Below are 16,570 nucleotides of genomic sequence, written 5' to 3' on the forward strand. Positions count from 1 at the left end.
GAGTTTGTTCTGTTCGCAGTATCTTTCTGGCAGTCTCTTTCGGATAGGTCCTTGACCCAGATCAATAAGGAAGAGGCACCCTTTTCAAGGTGCCTCTCGCGGGCCGCGGGCGGTGTGCAAAAGTGCGAACAGACGCACACGTTCCGTTGACCCTATTCGCCACCACCAAGTTGATGAACATAGGCTGTCACAGCGTTGATCTGCGCATCCGTCAGGCGTTCACTCCAAGGTGGCATGACGCCAAACCTGGCGTTCTGGACCGTCTCGGTCAGTGAGGCCACATCGCCGCCATATAGCCAGACAGCATCCGTTAGGTTTGGTGCACCCAAATCGCGATTTCCTGTGCCGTCATCCATATGGCAGGACGAACATTGATCCAGAAAAACCTCTTCACCGGCACTTGCAAGCGCGGCATCATGTTCGTCACCCGAAATGGCAATCACATGCTGGACGACTGCATCGATCTCGTCGCTTTCTAGGATATCCGCAAAGGCTGGCATCTCTGACCAACGTGCGTCCCAGTCAGCTTCGTTCCGAATGCCGTGTCGAATGGTATAGGCAATGTTTTCAACATCACCACCCCAAAGCCAGTCATCGTCAAGCAGGTTCGGGAAACCTGCACTACCGGCCGCACCGGACCCGTGACACTGGGAACAGTTGTTCGCAAAGACAGAAGCACCTGCTGCAGAAGCAAACCGCTGAAGGTCGGGGTTGTCAGCAAGCGTCGTCAGATCCGCCGCTGCAAGTTCTGCATTCAGCGCGGCATTGGCATCTTCGACCAAAGCAATTTCCGCAGCGACTTCAGCGCGGGTCGAATATCCAAGAAGACCGGATGTTGCGCCAGAGATCATTGGCCACGCAGGGTAGGCGATGGTATAGCCAACGCCCCAGATGATCGTCAGATAGAAAGACCAGAGCCACCAGCGGGGAAGCGGGTTGTTCAGCTCTTCAATACCGTCCCAGGAATGCCCCGTCGTCTCGGTGCCTGTGACGTCATCTACCTTGTTCGTATTGTCGCTCATGATGACATCTCCTCGAACTTGAGCGCCACAGACTTACAGTTGCAGTCGGGGCAGTTGTTGTCGCACGCTGGGGCGTCTTCGTTGCGAAAAGGAATCTGCGCGATATCCCTGTGCACCTTGTTGCTGCCAGGCCGAATGACCCAAAGCATGACGCCGACAAAGAACAGAAAAAGCGCGAGCAGTGCCCAGCTATCGGCAAATTCGCGCAAGAGTGAATATGTATCCATGATCTATCCCTCTCTAACGGCTTGCATCGGGGGTGAAGGTCGAAAAGTCGACCAGTGTGCCCAGCATCTGAAGATAAGCGACGAGTGCATCCATTTCGGAAACACCATCCTGCCCGTCGAAGTTACGGATCTGTGCACCCGGATACCTTTCCAGAAGATCGTCATAGGCTTCCGTGTCCGGATCAGCTTGCGCCAAGACGTCGGATGCAGCCACTTCCAGCATTTCTTCGGTATATGGCACGCCAACAAAGGCATTCGTGGCAACAACGTCGGCGATCATATCCGCATCGACTTCTCGATCCATGAGAAACGCGTACGGTGGCATAATCGACTCTGGGACGACAGATTGCGGATCCATCAGGTGACGGACATGCCAATCGTCAGAGTATTTGCCGCCAACACGGGCAACGTCCGGCCCTGTCCGCTTTGATCCCCACTGGTGCGGGTGGTCATATTGGGACTCTGCCGCAAGAGAGTAATGCCCATAGCGTTCGACCTCGTCCCGCATCGGACGGATCATCTGGCTGTGGCAGACATAGCACCCCTCGCGAACATAGATTTCACGCCCGGCAAGTTCGAGGGGAGAGTAGGGTCGCATCCCCTCGACGTCCTCGATCGTGTTTTCGAGGTAGAAGAGTGGCGCGATCTCAACGATTCCCCCGATCAGCACAACGCCAAGTGAGGCTGCAAGCAGCAGGATCGGGCTGCGCTCAAGAACACCGTGGCGTGACAGAAAACTGCCTTTCTTGACGCCGACTTCATTGTCAGATGTATCAGTCATTTTTCCTGATCCTTTGCTATTCAGCCGGGACGCCGACGGCGGCCAGTTTCGGTTCTGCACCACGAATGGTCATGATCATATTCCATGCCATGATCAGCGCACCGGTGAGGTAAAGGACCCCGCCCAGACCGCGAACCACATACATCGGGAACTTGGCTTCGACCGTGTCGACAAAGGAATTCACGAGGAAACCTTGTGCGTCGACTTCGCGCCACATCAGGCCTTCCATGATCCCGGTGACCCACATTGAGGCCGCGTAAAGGATGATACCGATCGTCGCCAACCAGAAGTGCCAGTTGATCGCAGACATCGAATACATCTGCGCGCGCCCCCAAAGTTTCGGTGTCAGGAAGTAAAGCGCAGCGAAGGTGATCATACCGTTCCAACCAAGGGCGCCAGAGTGCACGTGGCCGATGGTCCAGTCCGTATAGTGTGACAGGCTGTTGACAGCGCGGATCGACATCATCGGACCTTCAAAAGTCGACATGCCGTAGAAAGCGAGGCTGATCACCATCATCCGGATGATCGGATCGGTGCGCAGTTTGTCCCATGCACCCTGCAAGGTCATCAGCCCGTTGATCATGCCACCCCAGGACGGCATCCAAAGAATGATCGAGAACACCATGCCCAAGGTCGATGCCCAGTCAGGCAGCGCCGTGTAGTGCAGGTGGTGTGGACCAGCCCAGATATAAAGAAAGATCAGTGCCCAGAAGTGGATGATCGACAGCTTATAGGAAAATACGGGTCTACCGGCCTGTTTCGGCACGAAATAGTACATCATTCCAAGAAAGCCGGCCGTCAGAAAGAACCCGACCGCGTTGTGACCATACCACCACTGCGTCATCGCATCCTGCACACCGCTGAACACTTGAACTGACCGGCTACCCCAGATTGAAACAGGGACCGACAGGTTATTCACGACGTGCAACATTGCCACCGTGATGATGAAAGAGAGCAGAAACCAGTTGGCGACGTATATGTGCTTCTCTTTGCGATTAAATAGCGTGCCAAGGTAAACGAGCAGGAATGCGACCCAGACGATCGTCAACCAGATGTCGACGTACCATTCAGGCTCTGCGTACTCTTTGGACTGCGTCGCACCCAGAAGATAGCCGGTTGCCGCAAGAACAATGAACAGGTTGTAGCCCCAGAAAACGAACCATGCGAGGTTGCCGCCCCACAGCCGAGCCCCACATGTACGCTGCACGATGTAGAACGACGACATAATCAGAGCGTTGCCGCCGAACGCAAAAATTACCGCCGAAGTATGAAGCGGGCGAAGTCGTCCAAAATTCGCGTAACCCTGCGCCCAATCGAAGTTGAGCTGGGGGAAGGCAAGTTGAAATGCTATGTAAGTGCCTGCAAGAAATCCAACGACACCCCAGAACCCGGTCGCAATGACTCCTGCCCGGATAACACCGTCCATGTACCCATCCGGCGTTGCAGCGACAGGTTCATCGATCTGCCGGAGCACTCGAATAAACATGAAGGCCGAAACGCCCATAATTATCGCAGCATGGACTTGATATGCCAAATCGCGACCCCAGCTCAGTGCCAGTGCCGCAAACAGCGTGATCAAACCGAGTGCGATGAGCTTTACGTAGTTCGCCATTGCGTTCCCTTTCGATTCGTCGACTCGCCCACCAATAGCGGGGAGTGTTATGGGGGCCTTTTTTCCAGCAATGCATTCCGGCGTCTTTGACTTGGATCAATGAACGGCAACGACCTTCTTGAGCGGGATCAATGTGGTTACCTGAAATACGGGGCAGGGTGTTCGAGAAAGCATCATCAAGAAGGAACGCCTGATGTCATACAAAGTGATTTCGACACTCGTTACTGCTGACTCTGCGAACACGACTGCCGCCGAGGCAGCAATCTCTCTGGCTGACAGAACCGGTGCACATCTGGATTTCTTTGCGCTCGGGCTCGAACGGACAGAGGCCAATTTCTATTATGCGGGCGCAGAAGCCGTCGTCATGGCTGAAAACGCGAAACATGCGAAGGAAGATCGCGACGCGGCAGAAGCATGGGTGGCAAACCGGATGAGAGGCGAAATCATCCCGTTCACTTGTTTTCCGGCGATCGTGCCAAATTCCGCCCTGCAACGCTTTCTCGCGTTACGCCTTCGCTTTACGGACTTGGTTGTTCTCCCACAGCCATCCGGCGGTGCCACGTCACGCCAGGACTCCATAATACTTGAAGCCTGCCTGTTCGAAGCAGAGCGACCCGCACTGATCATACCGGACAGCGTTGCGGGACCAAAGCCAGGCGGGCGCATTGTTCTTGGTTGGAACGAAGGGGCAGAAGCAATGTCCGCTCTCCGCGCAGCGCTACCGTTCCTGCAACAAGCCAGGCAGGTAGATATCTGCATTATTGATCCACCAAAACATGGCGAGAACCGGTCAGACCCCGGTGGGCTTGTCGCGGAATACCTTGTGCGTCACGGTGTCAAAGCGCAGGTTGACGTTCTGGCAAAGACAGAATCCAACATTGGCGCGATCCTGATCCGCAAGGCGCAAGAAATCGGTGCGGAAATGATCGTCACCGGGGCCTATGGCCATTCACGTCTTCGCGAAGCCGTTTTTGGGGGTACAAGTCGTGAACTGATCGAGAATTGTCCATTGCCGTTGTTCATGGCGCGCTGATCAATTCAGGAAACCACCGTCTGAATCGTCCCCGGTCTCAGCAAGCAACGCTTCCAGATCAGGGACGATAATCTGGCGTTTACCATCGAATGAAATCAAACCGTCTTTTTTCAAGGCGGACATCTGGCGGCTGACAGTTTCGATAGTCAAACCAAGATAGTTGCCCATTGCCTCACGGGTGATGGGCAGTATGAACTCTGTCCCTTCGGTAGGCTTACGCATCTGAAGGGAAGCAGTCCGCATCGCAATCATGGACAGCAGGCTTGCGATCTTTTCACGGGCTGTTTTGCGGCCAAGAACCAACATCCATTCCCGCGCTGCATCCAGTTCATCAAGGGTCATTTCAAGCAGGCGCTGACCAACGTGTGGTGTGGATTCAATCAGTTTTTCAAAGGGACGCCGGCGGAAACAGCACAACATCACATCGGTTTCTGCAACGATATCGCTTTCGATGGTTGTTCGGTTCGGGCGACCCATAAAATCAGACGGCAGCAGAAGGCCAACCATTTGCACCCGCCCGTCCGGCATCGTTCGCGTCAGGCTGGCGACGCCGGACACGATTGACCCAACAAATTCGAGATCATCCCCAGCAAAAAAAATCGTCTGACCAGCATCGTAAGTCCGGTAATATTTGATTTCTTCAAGCTCGGACAATTCGGCTTCGTCGCACTTCGAACAAACGGCATTGTAGCGAATTGGACAATCAGAGCAGTTCTTCATTTTTGGCAGGGTTATGTTCATCGCACTCTCCATAACCCTAACTCAATCGGGATTAGATCGCAGAATCAATCGTCTGCGCTGCAACATATCACCACAGTGCCGGATTGGCAGACGTAAGTTGACGGATCAGCTGGCAGGTGTTGAAGAAACGCCCACCTGCGCGGGGCGCAGCAAACGATCATGTAACATGAATCCTTCAGCCGCAACTTGGATGATTTCACCTGCCTTCGTGCCGGGCAAAGGTGCTTCGAACATCGCCTGATGAAGCTGCGGATCAAACTTATCGCCTATTTCCGGTGTAATAGGGTCGATTCCGTGCTTCTTGAAAACGCTGATTAGCTCGCGCATGGTTAACTCAACTCCCTCCAAAAGGGCGGCGTTTACCTGCTTCTCAGATTCTTCCACAGCCTGAAGCGCGCGACGCATGTTGTCGTACACGGGCAACATATCCCGCGCGAGTTTTGATCCACCATAGTTTTCGGCTTCTTTTCGATCTCGTTCGGATCGTTTGCGCATGTTTTCCGCATCAGCAAGGGCACGCATAAATTTGTCTTTGAATTCATCACGTTCAGCCTGCAGCGCGGCAATTTCTTCGAACGCGCCCTCACCTGCCTCCATTGCGTCGCCTTCGGCGGCAAGTTCATCAAGGCTCATTGGTTCAGCTTCGTGGTCAGACATTTCAGCTCCGGTCTTCTTATGAGCGGTCGGCGATCATACGCCCGACGCGCTGTGCAGTGTAATTCACAATAGGCACAATCCGCCCGTAATTCAGCCGGGTCGGCCCAATGACGCCAACAGCGCCGATAATCTTTCGGTCGGCGTTCATATAAGGGGAAACAACGAGAGAGGAACCCGATAAAGAGAACAATTTGTTTTCTGAGCCGATAAAAATGCGCACACCATCTCCGTCTTCGGCCAAATCAAGGAAATGAGCGATGTCTCGCTTGCGTTCAAGGTCGTCAAACAGTGTCTTGATGCGGTCGAAATCAGCCTCAGTCCCATGTTCGCTCAGTAGATTTCCCCGACCTCTGACGATGAGGCGTTCATTCGATTCGCCTTCGTTCTCCCATAGGGCGAAGCCGCTTTCGACAAGATCGGCGGCAAGTTTATCGATTTCTTGCCGGCGTGCCGCGATTTCACGAGCGATAATGGCACCAAGATCGGACAGTGTGTGACCTTCGGCAATCGCGTTCAGGAAATTTGCGGCTTCGCGCATTGAGGACGGCGTTTGTCCTGCAGGTGGCGAAAAGAGACGGTTCTCAACATGACCATCGGCAAAAACCAGAACGACCAATGCCCGTTCCGCTGAGAGAGAAACGAACTCGATATGCTTTATTGCGGCCTCATGTTTCGGGGTCAGGACCAGACTTGCGCCTTTGGTCACACCCGACAGGGCCGAACCGACCCTGTCCAGAAGGGTCGCAACATCCTGTTCGTTGTTACCAAGCGTCTGATCAATACGATCACGGTCCTCGCCACTCAGGTCACCGACCTCCAGAAGACCGTCAACAAACATGCGCAAGCCAAGCTGTGTCGGGATCCGTCCGGCACTGACATGCGGGCTATCCAGCAAACCAAGGTATTCAAGGTCTTGCATAACGTTACGGACTGTCGCCGCGCTCACCTGCTCCGAAAGGGTCCGGGTAAGTGTACGCGAACCGACGGGATCACCGGTTTCCAGATATCCTTCGACAACGCGGCGAAAGACTTCGCGCGATCGGTCGTTTAGATCTTCCAGTTTTTGTTTCGTGTCGCTCAATCGAACCACCCATAGGCACAGCGTCAGCAATAAATGCGAGGACGGGTGAAAGGTCAATCAGGGTTGGATTTATGACATGGGCAGCGTATGCCTCGAACTCAACCCACGAAGGAGATGACAAATGCGCCCATCTGGCCGCCAAACTGACGAAATGCGTTCAGTGACAATCGAAGTCGGAACGACCCGGCACGCCGAAGGATCATGCCTGATTAAATGCGGCGATACCCATGTCCTGTGCACTGCCAGCGTCGATGATCGGGTGCCGCCATTCCTCAAAGGGACAGGTCTTGGATGGGTAACGGCGGAATACGGAATGCTTCCACGTGCGACGCATACCCGCATGCGACGCGAGGCAAAGAACGGCCAATCGGGACGCACACAGGAAATCCAGCGTCTGATTGGTCGCAGTCTACGGGCCGGAGTTGACCGTGTCGCGATGGGCGAACGCCAGATCGTTGTTGATTGTGACGTGCTGCAGGCGGACGGTGGAACGCGTTGCGCGTCGATTACAGGTGGATGGGTCGCTCTGAAACTGGCAGTCAACCAGTTGATGAAGGCTGGGGATATCATCAGCGATCCATTAATCGACCCTGTTGCAGCGATTTCGTGTGGAATCTATGCGGGCCAAGAGGTGCTTGACCTGGACTATCCAGAGGACAGCGAAGCCGGTGTTGATGGGAATTTCATCCTGACAGGTGGGAAATTGGTCGAAATTCAGATGTCTGCAGAAGGATCGACCTTCACACGCGCCCAGATGGACAAACTGCTCGACCTTGCCGAGAAAGGCATCGGTGAGTTGAACACAGTACAACGCGCGGCCGTAACCTGATGCGCAAGTTCACGGGCGATCAGCTTGTCGTCGCAACGCATAACATCGGAAAGTTGGAAGAGATCGCTGATTTGTTGTCGTCTTTTCAAATCAAACTCACGTCGAATGCGGATCACGACTTGCCAGAACCTGAAGAAACCGAAACGACCTTTGTTGGAAACGCGCGGATCAAAGCGCATGCTGCGGCAAGGGCAACTGGCCTGCCTGCCTTGGCGGATGACAGCGGGATCGAGGTTGATGCGTTGGGTGGCGCACCCGGTGTCTATACTGCCGACTGGGCGGAAACGGCCGATGGACGTGATTTTGAGATGGCAATGACACGCACGTGGCAAGAACTCGAAGCGATTGACGCACCCTATCCTCGCACAGCTCGGTTTTGCGCCACACTTGTGCTGGCCTGGCCTGATGGGCACGATGAAGTGTTCGAGGGTAGAATGGAAGGTCAGGTTGTTTGGCCGATGCGTGGAACACAAGGTCATGGGTATGATCCGATATTCCAACCCGATGGGTTTGATATAACTTGCGGCGAAATGGATCGCTGGGAGAAAAACAAGATCAGCCATCGCGGAAACGCCTTCGCAAAGCTGGTACAGGGCTGTTTTGCGTAAGGATTGGCAGAACGGTGGGTTTGGGCTTTATATCCATTGGCCGTTCTGTCAGGCCAAGTGCCCCTATTGCGATTTCAACAGTCACGTTGTTAATCAGATTGATCAGGACCGGTGGCAAGCGGCTTATAAATCAGAAATCTCGCGTATTGGATCGGAGACCAAAGGACGAACACTGAATACGGTGTTCTTTGGTGGCGGCACCCCCAGTTTGATGGATCCCGAACTGGTCCATGCAGTTATGGAAACAATCCGCGCAACATGGCGAACATCGAATTCGTTCGAAGTCACATTGGAAGCGAATCCAACGTCAGTCGAAGCCGGGCGGTTTCGGGGATATCGTGACGCTGGTGTGAACCGTGTTTCACTTGGCGTTCAGGCATTGAATGACATTGACCTGAAAGCGCTCGGGCGACTGCATTCTGTCGCAGAAGCACGAAAGGCATTTGATGTCGCGCGAGATACGTTTGAGCGCGTTAGCTTTGATTTGATCTATGCACGTCAGGACCAGTCACTTGCTGATTGGAAAGCAGAACTGTCCGAAGCACTCGCGATGGCAGCTGATCACTTGTCACTTTACCAACTGACCATTGAGGATGGGACCGCTTTCGGAGATCGCTATGCGGCAGGAAAACTGAAAGGCCTTCCAGATGAGGATGTTGGAGCGGACCTGTATCTCGCCACACAAGACATGTGCGAAGCCGCCGGTATGCCAGCCTATGAAGTGTCTAATCACGCCAAAAACGGGGAAGAGAGCCAACATAACCTGATCTATTGGACATACGGGGACTATGCAGGAGTTGGCCCGGGCGCGCACGGACGTTTGACACTGGACGGGGAACGTATGGCAACCTCAACCCCACTGGGACCAACAGCATGGCTGCGCCAAGTTGAGAGTGCGGGTATTGGTGAGGAAACGCGCGTGGCTCTGTCGCAAGACGACATCGTATCAGAGTTTCTTTTGATGGGGTTGCGATTAACGCAAGGGATCAGTCTTTCACGGCTGAAAGCGCTCTCTAACCAAGATTTTTCATTTAAAATCAATAATTTAGAAGAACTTGGTCTGCTTTCGAGTCGGGATGGGCGCTTGCGCGTAACGTCCAAGGGACGAGCCGTACTCAACGGCGTTCTACGCGAGCTTCTAAACGATTAGCTCCCCGAAAGCAGGCGCAGAAGATCGTCGAGCTGTTCAAGCGATTTGTAGCGGATGGACAGCGTTCCACCCTCGCTGTTTGGCTTGTGGTCGATCGTCACAGACATTCCAATTTGTGCGGCAAGCTCGCCCTCAATCTGCAAAGTATCCGCATCTTTGGACTGTTTCTCCGCTGGCTTTGACGTTTTCGGCTTAAGACCTTGCTTTACCAATTTCTCAGTGTCGCGGACCGAAAGGTTCTTCTGGATTACCTGACGGGCCAGTTGGCTAGCATCGTCGTGCCCGATCAACGCCCGCGCATGACCAGCGGAAAGGTCACCACGCGCCAGGAAATCAAGTACATCCTGTGGAAGGGACAAAAGACGCATTTGGTTAGCAACGTGACTGCGACTTTTCCCCAAAACTTTGGAAAGTTGATCCTGCGTGTGACCAAACCGTTCCATCAGGTGGCGATAGCCTGCGGCCTCATCAACTGGATTAAGATCGGCGCGCTGAATGTTTTCAATGATAGCGACTTCCAGAACTTCGGTATCATCGAAGCTACGAATAAGAACGGGAACCTCGTGGAGGTTCGCGATTTGCGCAGCGCGCCAGCGGCGTTCCCCAGCCACGATCTGATAGAGATCCGCATTGCGAGGATCCTCGCGTACAATGATCGGCTGAATGATCCCTTTTTCTCTGATCGAGGCCGCCAAATCGCTAAGTGCATCTTGATCAAAACTGCGTCGCGGCTGATCTGGATTCGGGACGACACGCTCAATCGGCATTTTCGCATCAGGACGGCGTGGCGTGGCGTTGTCCTGAGGTACATCCGCGTTTACGTCAGCCATCAGCGCTGAAAGACCACGGCCCAAACCGCGCGACTTGCTCGTTGCCATTATCCTGTCCTTTTCGCTTGGTTGAGTTCCACCGACATGACCTCCGCAGCAAGACTGCGATAGGCTTGACTGCCTTTCGAAGCGGGATCGTACGTCAGAACCGGCATGGCGAATGACGGTGCCTCACTCAGTCGTACGTTGCGCGGTATAACAGTCTTGAACACCAGCTCGCCCAGATTTTCCCGCGCATCATTTTCGACTTGGATCGAGAGATTGTTGCGACGATCATACATGGTCAAAACAATTCCCTCGATACGCAGCCCCTTGTTTGCTGTCTCACGCACTTCGCGGATCGTCAGCATTAGTTGTGACAATCCTTCCAAAGCAAAGAACTCGCTTTGCAATGGGACAATAATCGAATGCGCTGCAATAAACGCGTTTACTGTCAATATATTGAGCGAGGGAGGGCAATCAATCAATATGTAGTCAAGTTCCAATGAATCCATAGAAAGCTGGCGCAAGGCGTCACGCAACAGAAAACTGCGCTTTTCATTTGAAATCAGCTCGATGTCAGCGGAACTCAGGTCGGTTGTGGCAGGAACGATAAAGAGATTCTCGAACTCTGTCATCTGCGTGGCCTGCACGGGTGTGGCATCCCCAGTCAGCAAATCATAGGTCGTGATATCCCGGCGGTCCTGATCAATTCCAAGACCTGTAGATGCATTACCCTGTGGATCGAGGTCGACAATTAAGACACGCTGCCCCAGTTCAGCAAGACCGGCCGCAAGGTTGATTGTAGTGGTGGTTTTGCCCACTCCGCCTTTTTGATTGGCAATCGCGATAATGCGGGCACCACCTGTGCGCGGTTTATGGGTTGGCACGTTCAAATGTCCTGATCTCGAGAATCTTCGCCTCGTTATCCGTCATACTGGGGTGTGCAACAACATCAAAGTTCCAATGCTCCCGCGCTTCTTTGATTTCTTTCGCCGCGGTGCGGCCCTTAAGAACAAGGATCTTACCGCCATCGTTTAGGTGGCGCTGTGCAAGAAAAAGCAGGCCATCCAGTGACATGAGCGCACGGGCGCTGAACACGTCTGCTCCAACTGGATCAATCTTTTCGGCCCGGTCGGAACGTACGAGCGCATTTAAGTCAAGTTGTCGGATTACTGTGCGAAGAAACACGGATTTACGTTGATCGCTCTCGATCAATATTGTTTTCGATTTCGGTGCTTGCTCCTTCAGGATTGTAGCAACGACTATCCCAGGAAGGCCCCCTCCGGATCCGGCGTCGACCCATAGACGCGGGTCGCTCTCGCAATAACGCATGATCTGCGCGGAATCTTCAATATGACGAGACCAAATATCAGCAATTGTTGAATTTGAAATCAGATTGATACGCTTGTTCCATTGAACAAGTAGCGCGACATAAGCTTCTAGACGTTCTATTGTTTCACGTGAAACATTCAATCCAACCAGATTCGGCAATGGCATCAACTGGCCTTTTTGCCTTGGTTACGTCGGATCCATGCGGACAACACCAGCAGCGCAGCAGGGGTCATTCCATCGATTTTTGCAGCGTGCGCAATGGTGTGTGGTTTCGCCTGCCGAAGCTTCTGCTGCAGCTCACAAGAAAGCCCACCGATGTCCGCGTAGTTTAAATCGCCCGGTATTAACACTTTCTCATCCTTCTCCAATGCAGCAATGTCTCTCGCCTGCCGTTCGACATAGTGGGCATAGAGCGCGTCATACTTGATTTGCTGCATGGTCTCCGACGGAATTTCGTTTGCTTCAGGCACCAAGGTGTTCAGCATCTCAATCGAAAAGTCATTCAGCGAGAGCGCATCAATTGCAGTTCGATTTGGTGTATCCGGATTGATCTTAACACCAAGCCCTGCAATCTGGCGCGCCGTCAGCACTTTGCTTCCAAAGAGCATTCGGCCACGTTCGATGTCGTCCATTTTAGCTTGAAAGTGATCCCAACGCTTGTTCTTAACAATTCCAAGCTCTCGGCCAAGGCCGGTAAGGCGTTGGTCCGCATTGTCAGACCGCAACGAAAGCCGGAACTCAGCACGAGATGTAAACATGCGGTACGGTTCCGTGACACCACGCGTAACAAGGTCATCAATCATGACGCCGATATAAGACGTCCGCCGGCTAAATAAATGCGGATCTGCGCCGTTTGCAGCACGCGCGGCGTTCAATCCAGCCACAAGACCTTGCGCTGCAGCCTCTTCATAGCCCGTGGTTCCATTGATCTGTCCTGCAAGGTAAAGCCCCAGACATGACTTCAGTTCAAGCGTTGGTTTCAGCGCCCGTGGATCGACGTAATCATACTCAATAGCGTAGCCAGGCTGCAAAATTACTGCATGTTCCAAACCACGAATCGTGCGAACGTAATCTTCTTGGACCTCCACCGGTAAAGACGTAGAAATACCGTTTGGATAGATCGTTTCGTCGCTCAGGCCTTCTGGTTCAAGAAAAACCTGATGAGACTTCTTATCAGCAAATCTTACAACCTTGTCCTCAATTGATGGGCAGTACCTCGGTCCAACACCCCCGATATGTCCACCATACATGGCAGAACGTCTGAGATTCTTCTCGATAATCGCATGCGTTTGCGCATTCGTATGTGTAATTCCGCAAGAAATCTGATCAGCCGACGGCCTTTTAGACAATGCGCTAAACAGACTTGGATCATCATCGCCGGACTGCATTTCAAGCCCTTCCCAATTGATCGACGCTCGATCAAGACGAGGTGGCGTGCCTGTTTTCAAACGCCCAAGGGGCAAGCCAAAGCTATCGAGACGTTCCGCCATCTTGATTGATGGTCTGTCGCCCATCCTCCCACCAGGGCGGGAAACATCACCAATATGAATGACACCACGCAGAAATGTTCCTGTTGTCAGGATAACAGCACTTGCACGCAATTCACTTTCGTCTGCAAGCCGAACCCCGACGCACTGTTTAGCCTCCACAATCAGGTCGACAGCTTCGCCAAGTACCACATCGAGGTTTTCTTGCGACAAGGTTATAGACTGCGCAAACTTACGGTAGAGTTGCCGATCAACTTGCGCGCGTGGTCCTTGGACGGCCGGGCCCTTCTTACGATTCAAAAGGCGGAATTGGATTCCTGACGCGTCCGCCGCCAAACCCATTACGCCGTCAAGTGCGTCAATTTCTCTGACAAGATGCCCTTTGCCTAAGCCACCAATCGCAGGATTACACGACAGCGTACCGATGCTTGATGCAGTCAGCGTTACAAGGGCTGTCTGCGCCCCGACACGGGCAGCGGTATGGGCAGCCTCAGTTCCAGCATGTCCACCACCCACAACAATGACATCAAAATGTTTCACGTGAAACATCCTCACTTTCCAATGCAAAAGCTCGCAAATATTTCGTCCAGCAGATCTTCTACATCAACACGCCCAACGATCATGTCAACTGCACGGATCGCAGCGCGTAAATCATCAGCGATCAAATCAAGGCCGGCCTCTGCCTGAATCATGCCATCGACGCGCTCAATTAGATCTACTGCCGAACGCATAGCAGAACGATGCCGCGCCCGCATTGCAACACCCGCGCTCGCAGCTCTTTGCTGTAAGGTAGAGGTAATAAGCTTAATAAGGTCATCTACGCCGTCACCCGTTAGTCCGGATACGCTATCTTCTGGATTATCCCGCAAATCAGCCTTGCTTTGAAGGACGATGTCATCCACCTGTTTCTGAACGATGAGATCTTGATCATCTTCAATCAAGAAAACCCGAAGATCGGCAGCACGAGCTCGATCTTTCGCCAGGGCAATTCCCATGCCCTCCACAATATCTTCCGTTTCACGAATGCCAGCCGTGTCCAGCAAGGTTACTGGGAGACCGCCAAGGTTCATGCGCACCTCGATCACATCGCGGGTTGTCCCGGCAATCGCCGATGTAATAGCCGCCTTCCGTCCAGCGATCCGGTTAAGTAAGGTAGATTTGCCTGTATTCGGCGCGCCGACAATAGCGACCTCAAAGCCGTCCCGAATCCGCTCGGCCGCCTGAACACCCGATATCTGTATTTCCATTGCGATGCGGGTCTTGTCCAAAAGCTCCTGCACCTCAGGAAAAACGTTCTCCGGAATATCCTCGTCGGCAAAATCTATCGTGGCTTCAATCAAGGCCGCTGCCCTAACCAGTGCCCTACGCCAATCATCCGCCAAATGGCCGAGTTCGCCATCAAAAACCCGGATGGCCTGTCGACGCTGTGCTTCTGTTTCAGCATCGATCAGATCAGCAAGACCTTCAACCTGCGCAAGATCCAGTTTGCCATTTTCCAAAGCGCGTCGCGTGAATTCACCAGCCTCCGCAAGCCGAGTTGAAGCGTCCCGCCCGAGTGCCTCCAGCACAGCGGCCACAATCGCCGGACTTCCATGCAGGTGGAGTTCTACAACCGGTTCACCGGTAAAGCTCGACGTGCCCGGAAAATAAAGCACAAGCGCCTGATCAATCAGATCATCTTTGTCATTCACAATTCGACGGATACCGCGACCAGCCGGTACCGTGCCGCACAGACGCTGCGCGACATCTTCGGCTGAATGGCCCGAAATGCGGATTATGGAAACGCCAGCGCGACCAGGCGCAGTCGCCAATGCAAAAATCGTTTCTTTCATCTTAACCCATTGTATTAAAACAATAAGTTACGTGTTCATTGAATCAAAGAAGTCTTCGTTTGTCTTCGTCTGTTTCAACTTACCGATCAGGAACTCGATTGCATCTGTCGTGCCCATCGGATTCAAAATGCGTCGCAAAACATACGTCTTCTGCAGATCGACTTTGTCCACCAAAAGCTCTTCTTTCCGCGTCCCGGATTTCAGAATGTCCATCGCTGGGAAGACACGCTTGTCAGCAACCTTGCGATCCAGAACGATTTCGGAATTACCGGTACCTTTGAATTCCTCAAAGATGACTTCGTCCATCCGCGAACCTGTATCGATAAGGGCCGTAGCGATGATCGTCAGCGAACCGCCTTCCTCGATGTTCCGTGCAGCACCAAAGAAGCGCTTGGGGCGCTGCAACGCGTTGGCGTCAACACCACCTGTCAGAACCTTGCCGGATGATGGAACGGTTGTGTTAAAGGCCCGGCCCAGTCGCGTAATCGAATCGAGAAGAATAACAACGTCCCGCTTATGCTCTACAAGACGTTTCGCTTTTTCGATTACCATCTCTGAAACGGCAACGTGGCGCGACGCGGGTTCATCAAACGTGGAAGATACAACCTCGCCCTTCACAGACCGCTGCATGTCGGTCACTTCTTCTGGACGTTCGTCGATCAGCAGTACGATCAGATAACATTCCGGATGGTTCTTCTCGATCGAATTTGCGATATTCTGCAGAAGGACTGTCTTACCCGTCCGCGGTGGGGCCACGATCAAGGAACGCTGGCCTTTGCCGATCGGCGCAACCAAGTCGATGATCCGGGCAGATCGGTCCTTCGAATTGTTCTCCGACGTCACTTCCATATTCAGACGTTCATCGGGATAAAGCGGGGTCAGGTTATCGAACGCGACCTTGTGCTTTGCTTTTTCCGGGTCTTCAAAATTAATCCGCTCCACTGCAATGAGCGCAAAGTACCGTTCGTTGTCGTTCGGTTCTTTCATGACACCTTCGACAGTGTCACCGGTCCGTAGCGAATGCTTGCGGATCATTTCAGGTGACACATAGATATCATCCGGGCCTGGAAGATAGTTTGCCTCTGGAGACCGCAGAAAGCCAAAGCCATCCTGCAGCACTTCGAGAACGCCATCACCACCAATCGTCCATTCCTCGTCCGCGCGTTCCTTGAGGATGGCGAACATCATGTCGCCTTTGCGCATCGTTGACGCGTTCTCGATCTCCAACTCTTCAGCAAGAGAGAGCAGATCTTTCGGGCTCTGCGCCTTCAAGTCAGCGAGGTTCAGGCGGTGTGTTGTCATGAGAATACCAGTCGCCTCGCGCGCGAGGCCTCTTGTCGAATGAGTATGGAAAATGCTGATGTCC

The 16,570-nt window shown here is 53.2% G+C and carries 17 protein-coding genes; 4 read left to right on the forward strand and 13 right to left on the reverse strand.

Annotated features, from left to right (window positions below):
• Nucleotides 1-152 precede the first annotated feature (152 nt).
• From ccoP to ccoN, 4 genes are read right to left on the reverse strand one after another with little or no spacing between them, the layout of a single operon-like run.
• Nucleotides 153-1,022 carry a cytochrome-c oxidase, cbb3-type subunit III gene (ccoP, locus tag BMY44_RS14915; RefSeq protein ID WP_089996527.1) on the reverse strand — a complete coding sequence of 290 codons (870 nt, stop codon included), beginning with the start codon at nucleotides 1,020-1,022 and terminating at the stop codon, nucleotides 153-155.
• Nucleotides 1,019-1,249 (reverse strand): cbb3-type cytochrome c oxidase subunit 3, encoded by a 231-nt coding sequence (locus BMY44_RS14920; RefSeq protein ID WP_089996530.1) that lies wholly within the window; start codon nucleotides 1,247-1,249, stop codon nucleotides 1,019-1,021. Before BMY44_RS14920 ends, ccoP begins: the two co-directional genes overlap by 4 nt.
• Before the next feature lie 13 nt (nucleotides 1,250-1,262).
• On the reverse strand, nucleotides 1,263-2,030 hold the full coding sequence (ccoO, locus tag BMY44_RS14925) for a cytochrome-c oxidase, cbb3-type subunit II (protein ID WP_089996533.1): 768 nt from the start codon (nucleotides 2,028-2,030) through the stop codon (nucleotides 1,263-1,265).
• Between the two features lie 16 nt (nucleotides 2,031-2,046).
• Complete coding sequence (gene ccoN, locus BMY44_RS14930) at nucleotides 2,047-3,642, reverse strand: cytochrome-c oxidase, cbb3-type subunit I (protein ID WP_089996535.1); 1,596 nt, start codon at nucleotides 3,640-3,642, stop codon at nucleotides 2,047-2,049.
• 193 nt (nucleotides 3,643-3,835) lie between these two features.
• Between ccoN and BMY44_RS14935 the strand changes: the two genes are divergently transcribed.
• Nucleotides 3,836-4,675: a universal stress protein gene (locus tag BMY44_RS14935; RefSeq protein WP_089996538.1), complete on the forward strand. Its 840-nt coding sequence runs from the start codon at nucleotides 3,836-3,838 to the stop codon at nucleotides 4,673-4,675.
• Here the strand turns inward: BMY44_RS14935 and fnrL are convergent, their stop codons facing one another.
• From fnrL to hrcA, 3 genes are all read right to left on the reverse strand, one after another.
• A complete protein-coding gene (gene fnrL / locus BMY44_RS14940; protein ID WP_207510557.1) occupies nucleotides 4,676-5,416 on the reverse strand; it encodes a transcriptional regulator FnrL in 741 nt (246 codons plus the stop codon).
• Between the two features lie 105 nt (nucleotides 5,417-5,521).
• Nucleotides 5,522-6,073, reverse strand: a complete 552-nt coding sequence (locus tag BMY44_RS14945; RefSeq protein WP_089996544.1) for a nucleotide exchange factor GrpE — start codon at nucleotides 6,071-6,073, stop codon at nucleotides 5,522-5,524.
• Nucleotides 6,074-6,089: 16 nt separating this feature from the next.
• On the reverse strand, nucleotides 6,090-7,154 hold the full coding sequence (gene hrcA / locus BMY44_RS14950) for a heat-inducible transcriptional repressor HrcA (RefSeq protein ID WP_089996547.1): 1,065 nt from the start codon (nucleotides 7,152-7,154) through the stop codon (nucleotides 6,090-6,092).
• Nucleotides 7,155-7,275: 121 nt separating this feature from the next.
• Between hrcA and rph the strand changes: the two genes are divergently transcribed.
• The 3 genes from rph to hemW are packed head-to-tail and all read left to right on the forward strand — an operon-like array spanning nucleotide 7,276 to nucleotide 9,741.
• Entirely contained in the window at nucleotides 7,276-7,983 is a 708-nt protein-coding gene (rph, locus tag BMY44_RS14955) for a ribonuclease PH (RefSeq protein ID WP_089996551.1), read from the forward strand.
• Nucleotides 7,983-8,591 (forward strand): RdgB/HAM1 family non-canonical purine NTP pyrophosphatase, encoded by a 609-nt coding sequence (gene rdgB, locus BMY44_RS14960; RefSeq protein WP_089996554.1) that lies wholly within the window; start codon nucleotides 7,983-7,985, stop codon nucleotides 8,589-8,591. The genes rph and rdgB overlap by 1 nt, the downstream gene beginning before the upstream one ends.
• A complete protein-coding gene (gene hemW, locus BMY44_RS14965; protein ID WP_089996556.1) occupies nucleotides 8,584-9,741 on the forward strand; it encodes a radical SAM family heme chaperone HemW in 1,158 nt (385 codons plus the stop codon). Before rdgB ends, hemW begins: the two co-directional genes overlap by 8 nt.
• On the opposite strand, the gene BMY44_RS14970 is transcribed toward hemW, so the two are convergent.
• From BMY44_RS14970 to rho, 6 genes are read right to left on the reverse strand one after another with little or no spacing between them, the layout of a single operon-like run.
• Nucleotides 9,738-10,619 (reverse strand): ParB/RepB/Spo0J family partition protein, encoded by an 882-nt coding sequence (locus BMY44_RS14970; protein ID WP_089996558.1) that lies wholly within the window; start codon nucleotides 10,617-10,619, stop codon nucleotides 9,738-9,740. The two genes, hemW and BMY44_RS14970, sit on opposite strands and share 4 nt — an antisense overlap.
• On the reverse strand, nucleotides 10,619-11,440 hold the full coding sequence (locus tag BMY44_RS14975) for a ParA family protein (protein ID WP_423219755.1): 822 nt from the start codon (nucleotides 11,438-11,440) through the stop codon (nucleotides 10,619-10,621). Before BMY44_RS14975 ends, BMY44_RS14970 begins: the two co-directional genes overlap by 1 nt.
• The gene (rsmG, locus tag BMY44_RS14980) at nucleotides 11,427-12,050 is read right to left on the reverse strand and encodes a 16S rRNA (guanine(527)-N(7))-methyltransferase RsmG (protein WP_089996563.1); all 624 of its coding nucleotides are present in this window, start codon (nucleotides 12,048-12,050) and stop codon (nucleotides 11,427-11,429) included. The genes BMY44_RS14975 and rsmG overlap by 14 nt, the downstream gene beginning before the upstream one ends.
• Nucleotides 12,050-13,921: a tRNA uridine-5-carboxymethylaminomethyl(34) synthesis enzyme MnmG gene (mnmG, locus tag BMY44_RS14985; RefSeq protein WP_207510559.1), complete on the reverse strand. Its 1,872-nt coding sequence runs from the start codon at nucleotides 13,919-13,921 to the stop codon at nucleotides 12,050-12,052. Before mnmG ends, rsmG begins: the two co-directional genes overlap by 1 nt.
• Before the next feature lie 2 nt (nucleotides 13,922-13,923).
• The gene (gene mnmE, locus BMY44_RS14990) at nucleotides 13,924-15,204 is read right to left on the reverse strand and encodes a tRNA uridine-5-carboxymethylaminomethyl(34) synthesis GTPase MnmE (protein ID WP_089996566.1); all 1,281 of its coding nucleotides are present in this window, start codon (nucleotides 15,202-15,204) and stop codon (nucleotides 13,924-13,926) included.
• A gap of 27 nt (nucleotides 15,205-15,231) precedes the next feature.
• Nucleotides 15,232-16,506: a transcription termination factor Rho gene (gene rho, locus BMY44_RS14995; RefSeq protein ID WP_089996569.1), complete on the reverse strand. Its 1,275-nt coding sequence runs from the start codon at nucleotides 16,504-16,506 to the stop codon at nucleotides 15,232-15,234.
• Nucleotides 16,507-16,570 lie beyond the last annotated feature (64 nt).

Origin of the sequence: Cognatiyoonia koreensis, assembly GCF_900109295.1 — a bacterium.
Classification (GTDB): Bacteria; Pseudomonadota; Alphaproteobacteria; order Rhodobacterales; family Rhodobacteraceae; genus Cognatiyoonia; species Cognatiyoonia koreensis.